The organism is Streptomyces sp. CAI-85 (assembly GCF_013363615.1).
Lineage (GTDB): Bacteria > Actinomycetota > Actinomycetes > Streptomycetales > Streptomycetaceae > Streptomyces > Streptomyces antibioticus_B.
The window spans coordinates 191,014-205,421 of record NZ_JAANNX010000004.1; the positions used below are offsets into that span (position 1 = coordinate 191,014).

Genomic DNA, 14,408 nt, shown 5'->3' on the forward strand with positions numbered 1-14,408 from the left:
TCACGCCACCGAGCCGATCCGGGCCGTCGGGGGCGATGTCGGGTCGTGGTGGATCGGGGTGTGGGCGCCGGTGAGGGGGACGCCGGTGCCGCCTCGGCGGTTCGCGACGATCTCCGCGGCGATCGACAGGGCCGTCTCCTCGGGGGTGCGGGCGCCCAGGTCCAGGCCGATGGGTGAGCGCAGCCGGGCCAGTTCGAGTTCGGTGACGCCGACCTCGCGGAGCCGTTCGTTGCGGTCCAGGTGGGTGCGGCGTGACCCCATCGCGCCGACGTAGGCGACCGGCAGCCGCAGGGCGAGGCGGAGCAGCGGGACGTCGAACTTGGCGTCGTGGGTGAGGACGCACAGCACGGTGCGGGCGTCCACCCGGGTGCGCTCCAGGTAGCGGTGGGGCCAGTCCACGACGATCTCGTCCGCCTCCGGGAAGCGGGCGCTGGTCGCGAAGACGGGCCGGGCGTCGCACACCGTGACGTGGTGGCCGAGGAACTTGCCGACCCGGACCAGCGCCGACGCGAAGTCGATCGCGCCGAACACGATCATGCGGGGCGGGGGCACCGCCGACTCCACGAGGACGGTGAGCGGGACGCCGCAGCGGGAACCCCGGGCGCCGATCTCCAGCGTGCCGGTGCGGCCCGCGTCGAGGAAGGCGCCGGCCTCGGCGGCGAGGGTGCGGTCGAGTTCGGGGTGTGCGCCGAGGCCGCCCTCGCGGCGGCCGTCGGCGTGCACCAGCAGGGCGCGGCCGACGAGGTCCGCGGGGCCGGACACGACCCGGGCCAGGGCGGCCGCCGTACCGCTGGCGGCGGCCGCGAGGGCGGCCGTGACGACCGGGCGGACCGGGTCGTGGGCCCGCACCGGGGTGACGAGGATGTCGATGACCCCGCCGCAGGTCAGACCTACGGCGAACGCGTCGTCGTCGCTGTAGCCGAAGCGTTCGAGGACGGGTTCGCCGTCCTCCAGAGCCTGTCGGCACAGGTCGTACACCGCGCCCTCCACACAGCCGCCGGAGACCGAGCCGATCGCCGTGCCGTCGGTGTCGACCGCGAGGGCGGCGCCCGGCCGGCGGGGCGCGCTGCCGCCGACGGCGACGACGGTGGCGACGGCGAAGTCACGGCCCTGCGCGGCCCATCGGTTCAGCTCCTCGGCGATGTCGAGCATGTCTCGGTCTCCTTGGCGGCGGGTTCGGGGAGGGAACGGCTAGGGTCTTTCTTTCGGATCTGGCCGGCTTCGAGCGACGGTGTCGTCTCGGCGGGCCCGAGCGGGGTCTGGTGCGTGTAGCTGCAAGGCGGAGGAGGGCGGCAACGCGGAGCGTTGACAACCGACGACAACGCCGCAGATGCGCGTGCCAGACCCCGCGACCCCGGCAAGATCCGAAAGAGAGGCCCTAGTGCACGCCCAGCCAGCCCTCGATGGGCGAGAGGGCGAAATAGATCAGGAAGACCACGGTGAGGACCCACATGAAGGGTCCGATCTCCCGTGCCCTGCCCTGGGCGGTGCGGATCGCGACGTGGGAGACGACTCCGGCGGCCACGCCCGTGGTGATGGTGTAGGTGAAGGGCATCAGGACGACGGTGAGGAAGACCGGGACGGCGGTGGCGCGGTCGGCCCAGTCGACGTGCCGGGCGTTCATCAGCATCATCGCGCCGATGACGACCAGGGCGGCGGAGGCGACCTCCTGCGGGACGATCGCGGTGAGCGGGGTGAAGAACAGACAGGCGGCGAAGAGGGCACCGGTGACGACGGAGGACAGCCCGGTGCGGGCACCCTCGCCGACACCGGTGGCGGACTCGATGAAGACGGTCTGTCCGGAGCCGCCCGCCACCCCGCCGATGGCCCCGCCCGCGCCGTCGATGAACAGGGCCTTGGACAGGCCGGGCATCCGCCCCTTGTCGTCGGCGAGTTGAGCTTCCGTGCCGACGCCGATGATGGTGGCCATCGCGTCGAAGAACCCGGCCAGGACGAGCGTGAAGACGATCAGGCCGACGGTCATCGCGCCGACCTCGCCCCAGCCGCCGAACTCGACGTGCCCGAAGAGCGAGAAGTCGGGCATCGACAGGGCGCCGCCGTGCAGTTCGGGGGCGCCGGCCGCCCACTGGCCGGGGTCGACGGCACCGGTGGCGTTGAGGACGGCGGCGACGGCCGTGCCGCCGACGATGCCGATGAGGATGGCGCCGGGGACGTTCCGGGCCTGGAGCATGAAGATCAGCAGCAGGGTGGCCGCGAACAACAGCACGGGCCAGCCCGTCAGTTCGCCCTTCGGGCCGAGGGTGAGCGGGGTCGCCTCCCCCTGGTGCACGAAGCCGGACTTGTAGAAGCCGATGAGGGCGATGAACAGCCCGATGCCCATGGTGATGCCGTGCTTGAGGGCGAGCGGGATCGCGTTCATGATCATCTCGCGGAGGCCGGTGACGACCAGCAGCATGATGACCACGCCGTACATCACGCACATGCCCATCGCCTGCGGCCAGGTCATCTCCGGGGCGACCTGGGAGGCGAGGACGCCGGAGACGGACAGTCCGGCGGCCAGGGCGAGCGGGACCTTGCCGACGAAGCCCATCAGCAGGGTGCTGAGGGCGGCGGCGAACGCGGTCGCGGTGATCAGCGCCTGCCGGCCGAGGGTGTCGCCGCCGACGTCCTTGCCGGACAGGATGACGGGGTTGAGCAGCAGGATGTACGCCATCGCCATGAAGGTGGTGACACCGCCGCGCACCTCGCGGGCGACCGTGGATCCGCGCCGGGAGATGTGGAAGTACCGGTCGAGCCGGGACCGTCCGTCCGGGACGCCGGGGCTCTTGCCCGCGGCGTCGGCGGTGGTGGTCGGTTCCAGTGACTGCTGGGTCATGTGGGCCTGCTCCCAAGGTTCATAGGGGCACCCGCGCACGACGGCCTGACGGCACGTCAACCACATGCGTGGCTGCGGGATTTGGGAAGGTGGGTCGGCCGCACGACCCGGGGGACGGCCCGAGACGAACGATCTGTGATGCGCCGGACGGGCGCGCGGAGCGTGTGACGTTCCGCGCGCCGCCGGACAACTCGTGTGCTACGCCGTGCCGGTGAGGTGTTCCGGCCGGACCGGCGTGCGGTTAAGCTCCAGCCCGGTCGCCGCGCGGACGGCCGCAAGGACCGCCGGGGTGGACGACAGGGTGGGTGCCTCGCCGACGCCGCGCAGCCCGTACGGGGCGTGGTCGTCGGCGAGTTCGAGCACGTCGACGGGGATGGTCGGCGTGTCGAGGATGGTGGGGATGAGGTAGTCGGTGAAGGAGGGGTTGCGCACCTTCGCCGTCTTCGGGTCGACGATGATCTCCTCCATGACGGCCACTCCGAGACCCTGGGTCGTGCCGCCCTGGATCTGGCCGATGACGGACAGCGGGTTGAGCGCCTTGCCGACGTCCTGGGCGCAGGCCAGCTCGATCACCTTGACCAGGCCGAGTTCGGTGTCGACTTCCACGACGGCCCGGTGCGCGGCGAAGCTGTACTGCACATGGCCGTTGCCCTGGCCGGTGCGCAGGTCGAAGGGTTCGGTCGGCCGGTGCCGCCACTCCTCCTCGACCTCCACGGCCTCCTCGCCGAGGACGTCCGCCAGATCGGCGAGGACCTCACCGCCGTCGGTGACCACCTTGCCTCCCTCCAGGAGCAGTTCGGCGGTGGCCCAGGCCGGATGGTAGGTGCCGAACTTGCGGCGGCCGATCTCCAGGACCTGTTCGCGGACGAGTTCGCAGGCGTTGCGGACGGCGCCGCCGGTGACGTAGGTCTGCCGGGAGGCCGAGGTGGAGCCCGCGGAGCCGACCCGGGTGTCGGCCGGGTGGATGGTGACCTGGGCGACGCCCAGTTCGGTGCGGGCGATCTGCGCGTGGACGGTGACCCCGCCCTGGCCGACCTCCGCCATCGCCGTGTGCACGGTGGCCACGGGCTCCCCGGCGACGACCTCCATCCGGACCCGGGCCGTCGAGTAGTCGTCGAAGCCCTCGGAGAAGCCGACGTTCTTGATGCCGACCGCGTAGCCCACGCCGCGTACGACGCCTTCGCCGTGGGTGGTGTTGGACAGACCGCCGGGCAACTGCCGTACGTCGGCCTCCTCGCCGGCCGAGAGCCACTGGCGCTCCGGGGGCAGCGGCATCGCCTTGACGCGGCGCAGGAGTTCGGCGACCGGGGCGGGTGAGTCGACCCGCTGGCCGGTCGGCAGCAGGCTGCCCTGTTCCATGGCGTTGAGCTGCCGGAACTCCACCGGGTCCAGGCCGAGTTCCTTGGCGAGCTTGTCCATCTGCGCCTCGTAGGCGAAGCACGCCTGGACGGCGCCGAAGCCGCGCATCGCCCCGCAGGGCGGGTTGTTGGTGTAGAGGGCGATGGCCTCGATGTCGACGTCGTCGACGACGTACGGTCCGATGCCGAGCGAGGAGGCGTTGCCGACGACGGCCGGGGAGGCGGAGGCGTAGGCGCCGCCGTCCAGGACGATCCGGCACCTGACGTGGGTGAGCTTGCCGTCGCGGGTGGCGCCGTGCTCGTAGGTCAGCTTGGCGGGGTGGCGGTGGACGTGTCCGAAGAAGGACTCGAACCGGTTGTAGACGATCTTGACGGGTTTGCCGGTGCGCAGCGCGAGCAGACAGGCGTGGATCTGCATCGACAGGTCCTCGCGGCCGCCGAAGGCGCCGCCGACCCCGGCCAGCGTCATCCGTACCTTGCTCTCGGGCAGGCCGAGGACGGGCGCGATCTGGCGCAGGTCGGAGTGGAGCCACTGGGTGGCGATGTAGAGGTGGACGCCGCCGTCCTCCTCGGGCACGGCGAGGCCGGACTCGGGGCCCAGGAACGCCTGGTCCTGCATGCCGAAGGTGTACTCGCCCCGGACGATCACATCGGCCCGGCGGGCGGCGGCGGCCGCGTCGCCGCGCACGATCGGCTGGCGGTGGACGATGTTCGGGTGCGGGACATGGCCGATGTGGTGGTCGTCGCGGCCCTCGTGGACCAGGATCGCGTCCGGGGCGGTCGCGGACGCCTCGTCGGTGATGACGGGCAGTTCCCGGTACTCGACCTTGATCTTGGCGGCGGCCCGGCGGGCGGTCTCGGGGTGGTCGGCGGCGACGATGGCGACCGGCTCGCCGTGGTGGCGGACCTTGCCGTGGGCGAGGACGGGGGTGTCCTGGATCTCCAGGCCGTAGTGCTTCACCTCGGCCGGCAGGTCGTCGTACGTCAGGACGGCGTACACGCCGGGGGTGGCGAGGGCCTCGGAGGTGTCGAGGGAGACGATCTCGGCGTGGGCGACGGTGGAGCGCAGGATCTGGCCCCAGAGCATGTCCTCGTGCCACAGGTCGGAGGAGTACGCGAACTCTCCGGTGACCTTGAGGGTGCCGTCGGGGCGCAGCGTCGACTCGCCGATGCCGCCCTTGGTGGGTGAACCCTGGGTGATCTTGGTGGGGGTGCCGGTGGGAGCGCCGTCGGTCATGGGATCAGACCGCCTCTGCCTGCCGGGCGGCCGCGAGGCGGACCGCGTCCATGATCTTCTCGTAGCCGGTGCAGCGGCACAGGTTGCCCGAGAGCGCCTCGCGGATGTCCGCGTCGCTGGGATCGGGGTTGCGCTCCAGCATCTCGTCGGCGGCGACCAGCAGTCCGGGGGTGCAGAAGCCGCACTGGACGGCACCGGCGTCGATGAACGCCTGCTGGACCGGGGAGAGTCCGGCGTCCGTGGCCTCGGTGGGCGTGGCCTGCGCGGGGGTCTCCGGGGCCTGGGTGTGCGTGCCGCAGGAGCGCTGCCGGGCGTGGTCGGCGAGGCCCTCCACGGTGATCACCTCGCGGCCCTCGGCCTGGCCGGCCGCGACCAGGCAGGAGCAGACGAGCACGCCGTCCAGGCGGACCGTGCAGGAGCCGCACTCGCCCTGTTCGCAGGCGTTCTTGGAGCCGGGCAGGCCGAGGCGCTCGCGCAGCACGTACAGGAGGCTCTCGCCCTCCCACACGTCGTCGGCCTCCCGCTCACGTCCGTTGACGGTGATGTTGACGCGCATCAGGCGGCTCCCTCGGTCTGGCGGCGGGCGCCGCGGTAGGACTCCCAGGTCCAGGTCAGCGTGCGGCGGGCCATGACGCCGACCGCGTGGCGGCGGTAGCTCGCGGTGCCGCGGACGTCGTCGATGGGGTTGCAGGCGGCGGCGCACAGGTCGGCGAACTGCTTGGCGACCGACGGTGTGACGATCTTTCCGTTGTCCCAGAAGCCGCCCTCCTCGAGCGCCGCGTTCAGGAACTCCTCGGCGGTCTTCGCCCGGATCGGAGTGGGGGCGGCGGATCCGATGCCGGTGCGCACGGTCCGGGTGTCCGGGTGCAGGGCGAGGCCGAAGGCGCAGACGGCGATGACCATGGCGTTGCGGGTGCCGACCTTGGAGTACTGCTGGGGGCCGTCGGCCTTCTGCACGTGGACGGCGCGGATCAGTTCGTCGGGGGCGAGCGCGTTGCGCTTCACGCCCGTGTAGAAGTCGTCGATCGGGATGAGCCGGGTGCCCCGCACGGACGCGGCCTCCACCCGGGCGCCGGCCGCGAGGAGGGCGGGGTGGGCGTCGCCGGCCGGGGAGGCGGTGCCGAGGTTGCCGCCGACGCCGCCGCGGTTGCGGATCTGGGGGGAGGCAACGGTGTGCGAGGCGAGGGCGAGGCCGGGGAGTTCGGACCGCAGGTTCTCCATGATGTGCGTGTAGGGCACGGAGGCGCCGAGCCGCACGCTGTCCTCGCCGACCTCCCACTCCTGGAGGTCACCGATGCGGTTGAGGTCGAGGAGGTACTCGGGCCGCCGGTGGTCGAAGTTGATCTCGACCATCACATCGGTGCCGCCGGCGATCGGCACGGCGGTGGGGTGCTCGGCCTTCGCGGCGAGCGCCTCCTCCCAGCTTGCGGGACGAAGGAAGTCCATGACCGGCTCTCTTCTGCGTCTCGGGAGTCGATGGGTTCGAGCCGGAATCGAGTGCGGCGGCCCGGGCTCGTTCATGTGCTGTTCACGCGGAGTGGGGTCAGTACACCGCGCGGTACTCCGACCGGGTCAGTCACGGAAACCATGAAGGAGTTGGCTGGTCGGGGCAGCCATCTTGTAGATTCGTATGAACGGAGGGCCTCGGTAACCTCCTCGTTTTCTCGTGGAAACGTAGGAAACAACCCGGCAATCACAGAATGCGGTCCGTGACCGTCTCAAGACAAGGAACGGCGGCGACGAGATGCGGCTGCGCGCACTTCTGGACACCGACGCGCTGGGCCTCAGGCTCCTCGGCGGCGGGGACGAGCTGGACCGTTCGGTCCGCGGGGTGATGACCACCGACCTGCGGGACCCCAGCCGCTACCTCTCCGGCGGCGAGCTGGTCCTCACCGGGCTGGCGTGGCGCCGGGACGCGGCCGATTCCGAGCCGTTCGTACGGATCCTGGCGCAGGCCGGGGTGGCCGCGCTGGCGGCCGGCGAGGCCGAGCTCGCGGATGTGCCGGAGGATCTGGTGACGGCCTGCGCCCGGCACCGGCTGCCGCTGTTCGCGGTCCATGAATCGGTTGCCTTCGCAACGATCACCGAGCATGTCGTACGGCAGGTCAGCGGCGAGCGGGCCGGGGACCTCGCGGCGGTCGTCGACCGGCACCGGCGGATGATGACCTCGGGACCGGCGGGCGGCGGCCCGGACGTCGTCCTGGACCTGCTCGGCACCGACCTGGATCTGCGGGCCTGGGTGCTCTCGCCCACCGGACGGCTGATCGCGGGCTCCAAGGCTCCCGGCCGGAGCGGGTCGGGCGAGCTGTGGGGGCGGCTCGCGGCGGAGCATCTGGCGGCCGTGCGCACCGGCCGGCCCGGCCCCCACCGGGTGCAGGTCGACGGTACGACGTACTCGCTGTTCCCGGTGCGCGGCGGCGGCCGGGCCCCGGGGGCCGCCCGGGACGCGCGCGAGAGCGTGCTGTCGGACTGGCTGCTGGCCGTGGACGCGGACGCCGGGGACTGGGCCGCGGAGCGGCTCGACCTGCTGCACGGCGTCACCCAGCTCATCGCCGTCGAGCGGGACCGGCGGGACGCGGCGCGCACCGTGCGCCGGCGGCTGGCGCAGGAGGTGCTGGAGCTGGTCCAGACGGGCGCGGCCCCGGCGGAGATCGCGGCGCGGCTGCGGGTGGCCGCGCCGGTGCTGCTGCCCGGTCTCGGGACGGCCCCGCACTGGCAGGTGGTGGTGGCGCGCGTCGAGTGGGACGACGGCGGCCTGGAGACCGGGCGGATCGCCCAGGCGCTGCTGGAGGAGATCCTCGTCGACCCGCTGGCGACGGGCCCCGAGCCGTCCGACCGGATCGCGGTCGCGCACACCGGGGACGAGGCGGTCGCCCTGGTGCCGCTGCCGGCGGTCTCCGCCGAGCACGACAGCGCCGAGACCGGTCTGCTCGCCGACGCGCTTCTGACGGCCGTACAGGAGCCGTTGACGGCCGGGCTCGACGGCGACGGGCGGCTCACGCTGGGCGTCAGCGCGGCCGTGCTCTCGGCGGAGGGGCTGCGGGGGGCGCTGGAGGAGGCGCGGCACGCGCGGCGGGTGGCGGCGGCGCGGCCCGGCCGGGTGTGCGCGGCGGGACACCAGGAACTCGCCTCGCACGTCCTGCTGTTGCCGTTCGTCCCCGACGACGTGCGGCGGGCGTTCACGGCGCGGCTGCTCGACCCGCTGCGCGAGTACGACCAGCGTCATCGCGCCGAGTTGATCCCGACGCTGGAGGCGTTCCTCGACTGCGACGGTTCATGGACGCGGTGCGCGGCCCGGCTGCACCTCCACGTCAACACACTGCGCTACCGGGTGGGCAGGATCGAGCAGTTGACGAGCCGTGATCTGTCGCGCCTCGAGGACAAGCTGGATTTCTTCCTGGCGCTGCGGATGAGCTGACACGGGGCGCGTTCCGTTGAAACCCTTGAGGGCGGAACGTCCCACGACTTTGTGAAATCCTTCACCCGCCCCCTTGGCCCGGTGCCGCGATTCATGCTGAGATGCGGCCACCACTCATAGCTCGACGGCGCGCTCGGGGAGGGCAACGTGGCGTACTCCGCCATGTCCGGTACCGGAACGACCTCAGGTGAGGATCCTCTCCAGACTGCGGTGTGGCGGTTGCGCTCGCGGGCCTGCTGGGCCGACGCGGCGGCGCTGCTGCCGTCGGACACCGCGCAGGGCGCGATCCAGCGGGCCGGTCTGCTGGTGGAACGGTGTCTGTACACCGAGCAGGGCTGGCAGGACGCCGAGGACGCGCTGCGCACGGCGGAGGCGCTGGCCCACGGCGACGAGGAGCGGGGCGCGGCCGCTTGTGAACGCGGGCACCTGGCCTACGCGGCGACGGTCCACGGGGTGCGCGACCGGGTGGACGAGGCGCGGGCGGCGCTCGGCAGGGCGGCGGCGCTGATTCCGCCGGACGCGGCCGGGCGGGGGCTGCTGGACTTCCGGCGCGGGCTGCTCGCCGAGAACATCGCGCGCTCCCCGCAGGCCGCCCGGGCGGCGTACCGGCGTGCGCACACGGCGGCCGCGGCCCACTCCGACTCCCTGCTGCTGTCGTTCACCTGGCGCCATCTCGCGGGACTCGCCCTGCGCGACGGCGAGTTGGCCGAGGCCCGGCACGGCTTCGCCGAATCCCTGCGCATCCGCGAGGAGTTGGGCTACCTGGTGGGCACCGCCCCGGCCCTCGCGTCCCTGGCCGACGCCGAGGCGGAACCGGAGGCGTCCCGCCTCCGCGAGGAGGCCCGCCGCCTCTTCCGCCTCCTCGGCGGCGTCCCCACCTGGCTGACCCGCCAACTGGCGGTACCACCGGCGGCCACGGCGTAGGAGAGGGTTCAGGGCTCGGGGCCCCTGGGCGGGACCCGGGCCACGTGCACCGCCGCACAAGGGCCCCATCAGGGGTCCGCAGCCGGGAGGCTCCGAGCGACGTCGTGGGTTGTCGGGGTTCGTGCGCGGGGTCACATGGGGCGGTCAGGCCGTCGCCGTGAAGTGGGTCTGGATCAGCGTGCGGGCCGTCTCCTGGTCGCCGGTGGCGAGGGCGTCGAGGAGGGCCAGGTGTTCCGTGGCGTCGGCGAGGAGGTCCGTGCGGTCACGGCGGGTGGGGACGTTCGTGAGGGGCCACTGGCTGCGGCGGTGCAGGTCCTCCGCGACGCCGACGAGCTGCTCGTTGCCCGAGAGGGTGAGCACGGCGCGGTGGAAGACCCGGTCCGCCTCCGCGTACGTGGCCCGGCAGCCGCTGGCCGCCGCGCGCGCCGTCGCCTCCGCGAGGGGCCGCAGCTCCGCCCACCGCTCGGCCGGCACCGTACGGGCGAGCCGGAGCATCACCGGTACCTCGATCAGCGCCCGCACCTCGGCGAGTTCGGCGAGTTCCCGCACGCCGCGCACCACGACCCGGAACCCCCGGTTGGGCACGACCTCGACCGCGCCCTCCAGCGCGAGCTGCTGCATCGCCTCGCGGACCGGTGTCGCGGAGACCCCGAAGCGCTCGCCGAGCACCGGCGCCGAGTAGACCTCGCCCGGCCGCAGGTCCCCCGCGACCAGCGCGGTGCGCAGGGCGGCGAGGATCTGGCCGCGCACGGAGGCCCGCTGGACGACGGGACGGGACAGCGCCGGGTGCGGGATCGGGATCTCGCTGTGGGTGTGCTCCCCGCGCACGGCCCCCGGCGGCTCGCACCGCTCCCGGTCCGCGTCCCCGGCGGGCGACGTCCGCGCCTGCGCCGGAACCCGCGCCCGCCCGGCCCCGTCGCGGGGGATTCCGGGGATCCCCGGAGCGGCGGCGCCCTGCGTGCCCTGCTTCACGGGTCCTCCCGGCGGACGTTTCGGTACTTGGGGTCATTACGGCGGCTTGTTACTCGCCCGTCAAGCACCTTAGGCCCCCTGGCCGCCAGTTCAAATCCCGCACATAATGAGTAAGGTTAGGCTTACCTCTAAGCACCCTCACGTCACACTCGCGGATCGGTGGTTCGGTATGCCCGCAGTCCCGTCGGTCACCGCGGCGGCGTACGCCCGTCTCACGGAGGTCCTGCCGGGCCTGACCGTCACGGAACTGGCGCCCGGCGAGCCCGCTCCCCGGGGCGGCGGCTGGGTCTCGGCGGCCGCGCTCGCGGCGGGCGGCGCGGAGCTGGACACCTTCCTGGCCTGGGACGACGACCAGGTCGTCCGGGACTACGAGGTCCGGGCCCGCCCGGACGTCGTCGCGAGCTTCGGACTGCACCGGTACGCCTGGCCCGCCTGTCTGCTGATCACCGTGCCGTGGTTCCTGACCCGCCGGGTGCCGCGCTACCCCGTGACCGACGTCTCGTACGACCGCACCGGCGAGGTGATGCGGATGGCCGTGCGCCCGCCCGTCTCCTTCGCGTGTCTGCCGGACGACCCGGCGGCGGCGCTGCCCGGCGCCCGGGTGGTCGCGGACGAGGAGGCGCTGCGCGCCGAGGTGCGCGAGGCGGTCGCCGAGCACCACGAACCGGTCCTGGCCGGCTTCGGGCCGCGCACCCGGCGGCGTGGGCGCGCCCTGTGGGGCATGGTGACGGACGAGATCGTCGAGGGCCTGTGGTACGTCGCCGAGCTGCTCGGCCCCGAGGAGCGGGAGCGGGCCCGGCGCGAGCTGGAGCTGCTGCTGCCCGGCAGCACCCGGCCGTACGTCGGCTCGGCCGCCTTCCGCGAGCTGACCGCGCCGGACGGGCGGGCGCTGCCGACCCGGGACCGGGCGAGCTGCTGCATGTTCTACACGGTGCGCCCCGAGGACACCTGCGACACCTGCCCGCGCACCTGTGACGCCGACCGGATCGCCAAACTCACCCTCGCCACCGCCGTCTGACGTCCCGTAAGATCACCGGACGACAGCACTCCCCGTGTGGTTACGGTTACTTCACAACTTCCTCACCGGTCGCGGGAACTTTCCGTCGAACCACCCGTACGGGTAGTCTTATTCGAACTCAACTCCCGCCCCTCACGCGGCAGTTCGAGCAGAACGTCGCCCTGGGCATCCCCTTGCACCTCCTTGGCGGCCTCTTGCCCCGAAATCCCCTGAGGGACGCCGGGAGTGGGCCAATATGGCGGGCGTTACGCCCTATCCCAATGCAAGGGACCCCAGATGAGACTGACCGACATATCGCTGAACTGGCTGCTTCCGGGCGCCGTACTGCTCCTGGGCATGCTGGCGGCGGTGGCGGTGCTCAGGCGCGGCAAGAACTCCTCGGGGAAGGACACGAGTTCGGACGACTCGTGGGAGCGCAGCGAGGAGCGCCGCAGGCGCAAGGAAGCGGTCTACGGCATCGCCTCCTACGTATTGCTGTTCTGCTGTGCGGCCGTCGCGGCCGCGCTCTCCTACCGAGGACTCGTCGGCTTCGGCCGCGAGAACCTGAGCCTCTCCGGCGGCTGGGAGTACCTCGTGCCGTTCGGCCTGGACGGGGCGGCCATGTTCTGCTCCGTCCTCGCGGTGCGCGAGGCCAGCCACGGTGACGCGGCGCTCGGCTCCCGGATACTGGTGTGGACGTTCGCGGGCGCCGCGGCCTGGTTCAACTGGGTGCACGCACCCAGGGGCCTCGGGCACGACGGCGCGCCGCAGTTCTTCGCGGGCATGTCCCTGTCCGCCGCGGTGCTCTTCGACCGTGCGCTGAAGCAGACCCGTCGCGCCGCGCTGCGCGAGCAGGGCCTGGTCCCGCGTCCGCTGCCGCAGATCCGTGTGGTGCGCTGGGTGCGGGCCCCCCGTGAGACCTACAGGGCCTGGTCCCTGATGCTCCTGGAGGGCGTGCGCAGCCTGGACGAGGCCGTCGAGGAGGTCCGCGACGACAAGGCCCGCAAGGAGGAGGCCAAGCTGCGCCGCCGTGAGCAGCAGCGCGTCGAGCGCGCCCAGCTCAAGGCCATCAGCCGTGGTCACGGCCGCTGGCCCGGCCGCGGTGGCGGCGGTGGCGGCGGCGCCCGTCAGCTCGAGGCCCAGGCGACGCTGGAGCGGGCGACCGCCGAGCGGGTTCCGGCGGAGCCTGCCATAGCCAACTCGGCCGAGCAGCTCCCGGTGCGCAACCGGCCGTCCCTCCAGCCGGTCCGCCAGAGCTCCGACCCGCTCACCGTCGACCTCACCGCCGAGGACGACACCATGGCCCTGCCGCGGCTCGACTCCCTGGAGCGCAAGCTCAAGGACCTGGAGCAGCAGTTCGGCTGATCCACGGGTGACACACGGGAAGGGGCGCGACCTTCAGGGGCCGCGCCCCTTCCCGTTCCCCCATGACCGTCAGGGACCGTCCGGCCGGCGCTACGCCGCCCCGGCGCCCAGCTCGAACCACACGGACTTGCCGACGCCGTGCGGCCGTACGCCCCAGGCGTCCGCGAGGGCCTGCACCAGGACCAGACCCCGGCCGTGCGTGCCGTCGTCGGCGATCGGCACGCGCGGCCGGGGGCGTCGTCCCACGAAGTCCCGCACCTCCACCCGGAGTCCGGCCGGTGACACGGTGGCCGTCAGCACGGCGTCCCGGTCGGTGTGGACGAGCGCGTTGGTGACCAGTTCGCTGGTGAGCAGTTCGGCCGTCTCGGAGCGGCCGGGCTTTCCCCAGCCCTGCAACAGCTCCCGCAGGGCGCGGCGCGCCTCGGGCACCGCCCGCAGATCCGCCCTCCCGAGCCTGCGGCTGAGCCGCGACGCCCGCTCCACGGCGCCGGGTTCGTCGTCGTCCTCCACGTTCCACCTTGTCGCCGAGGTGTGCGCGATCGCCGTCGGACCGCTGCCTCGTGCCTGCCTCTTCATGACCCCCGCCCGCGTGCCGATGTCGGTCCCCTCCTGCTCGAACACGTTCACGGGGATCCTTGCCCGGACGGCGGCACGCCAGTCATGTCGAGTCGCGGACGACCGGGTGTTCGGCCATGTTGCGGCCGTGTTGCGATCGGCCGGAACGAGCCGTGCGGCGGGCGCGGCAGGCGGACACGAGGGGTCCGCAGGGGGTCCGGTGGGTACGCGCGCACGTGACGACGGGTCAGGGGGCGCCGTACGACGGCGGCCGCGACGCTCCCGGCGCACGCGGCCCCACCGCCCCCAGCCCGAGGCCGCCCGCGCGCCGCCGCCCGACGACGGTTGTCACTGGTCCAGGCCACCTGGCCGAGCCGCCGCGGGGAGCCGGCGGAACACCGGAGCACGGGCTTCCGTTACGACACCGTGGGCGGCCGGAGGCCGTCACGCGCCCGCGTGCACCGGCGCACACCGGCGCGTCCGGTGCATGGCGGAAGCCGGTGCGCCCCCTCCGCGCACCGGCTTCCCACCCCTTCACCGTCCGTCACCCCGGGCGTTCGCCGTCCTGTCACCGGTCCGCTCCGCCCGCTTCCGGGCCCGCACACCGGGAGGACGGCCGACAGGACATACGGCCCACCCCGCCTCCGCCGGATCGCCGACCCGCCCCTGCCGATCCCGGCGTAGCCGCGGGGGTGCCGGGGCGGTGGTCGTCCGCCGCCGGCCTCCCCTCGGCACCCCGGTCACGC

At 73.1% G+C, this 14,408-nt stretch carries 11 protein-coding genes; 4 read left to right on the top strand and 7 right to left on the bottom strand.

All coding sequences use genetic code 11. From position 1 onward, the window contains the following. From G6W55_RS08075 to G6W55_RS08095, 5 genes are all read right to left on the bottom strand, one after another. On the bottom strand, positions 1–1,152 hold the full coding sequence (locus tag G6W55_RS08075; protein ID WP_175520101.1) for an XdhC/CoxI family protein: 1,152 nt from the start codon (positions 1,150–1,152) through the stop codon (positions 1–3). Positions 1,153–1,378: 226 nt separating this feature from the next. Further along, positions 1,379–2,836, bottom strand: a complete 1,458-nt coding sequence (locus G6W55_RS08080; protein ID WP_175520102.1) for an NCS2 family permease — start codon at positions 2,834–2,836, stop codon at positions 1,379–1,381. A gap of 198 nt (positions 2,837–3,034) precedes the next feature. After that, positions 3,035–5,431: a xanthine dehydrogenase family protein molybdopterin-binding subunit gene (locus tag G6W55_RS08085; RefSeq protein ID WP_175520103.1), complete on the bottom strand. Its 2,397-nt coding sequence runs from the start codon at positions 5,429–5,431 to the stop codon at positions 3,035–3,037. A 4-nt stretch (positions 5,432–5,435) separates the two neighbouring features. Continuing rightward, positions 5,436–5,987: a (2Fe-2S)-binding protein gene (locus G6W55_RS08090; protein WP_175520104.1), complete on the bottom strand. Its 552-nt coding sequence runs from the start codon at positions 5,985–5,987 to the stop codon at positions 5,436–5,438. Continuing rightward, the gene (locus tag G6W55_RS08095; protein ID WP_175520105.1) at positions 5,987–6,877 is read right to left on the bottom strand and encodes a xanthine dehydrogenase family protein subunit M; all 891 of its coding nucleotides are present in this window, start codon (positions 6,875–6,877) and stop codon (positions 5,987–5,989) included. The genes G6W55_RS08090 and G6W55_RS08095 overlap by 1 nt, the downstream gene beginning before the upstream one ends. Positions 6,878–7,175: 298 nt before the next feature. Between G6W55_RS08095 and G6W55_RS08100 the strand changes: the two genes are divergently transcribed. Continuing rightward, a complete protein-coding gene (locus tag G6W55_RS08100) occupies positions 7,176–8,849 on the top strand; it encodes a PucR family transcriptional regulator (RefSeq protein ID WP_175520106.1) in 1,674 nt (557 codons plus the stop codon). 147 nt (positions 8,850–8,996) lie between these two features. Continuing rightward, positions 8,997–9,773: a hypothetical protein gene (locus G6W55_RS08105; RefSeq protein ID WP_175520107.1), complete on the top strand. Its 777-nt coding sequence runs from the start codon at positions 8,997–8,999 to the stop codon at positions 9,771–9,773. Between the two features lie 144 nt (positions 9,774–9,917). Here G6W55_RS08105 and G6W55_RS08110 read toward each other — a convergent pair whose 3' ends face one another. Then, complete coding sequence (locus G6W55_RS08110) at positions 9,918–10,745, bottom strand: GntR family transcriptional regulator (RefSeq protein ID WP_175520108.1); 828 nt, start codon at positions 10,743–10,745, stop codon at positions 9,918–9,920. A gap of 169 nt (positions 10,746–10,914) precedes the next feature. Here G6W55_RS08110 and G6W55_RS08115 point away from each other — a divergent pair, with 169 nt between their 5' ends. Further along, entirely contained in the window at positions 10,915–11,763 is an 849-nt protein-coding gene (locus G6W55_RS08115) for a (2Fe-2S)-binding protein (RefSeq protein ID WP_175520109.1), read from the top strand. Positions 11,764–12,039: 276 nt separating this feature from the next. Continuing rightward, positions 12,040–13,107 carry a DUF2637 domain-containing protein gene (locus G6W55_RS08120; protein ID WP_078635538.1) on the top strand — a complete coding sequence of 356 codons (1,068 nt, stop codon included), beginning with the start codon at positions 12,040–12,042 and terminating at the stop codon, positions 13,105–13,107. Between the two features lie 90 nt (positions 13,108–13,197). Here G6W55_RS08120 and G6W55_RS08125 read toward each other — a convergent pair whose 3' ends face one another. Continuing rightward, positions 13,198–13,683, bottom strand: a complete 486-nt coding sequence (locus G6W55_RS08125; RefSeq protein ID WP_175520250.1) for an ATP-binding protein — start codon at positions 13,681–13,683, stop codon at positions 13,198–13,200. Positions 13,684–14,408: the final 725 nt, after the last annotated feature.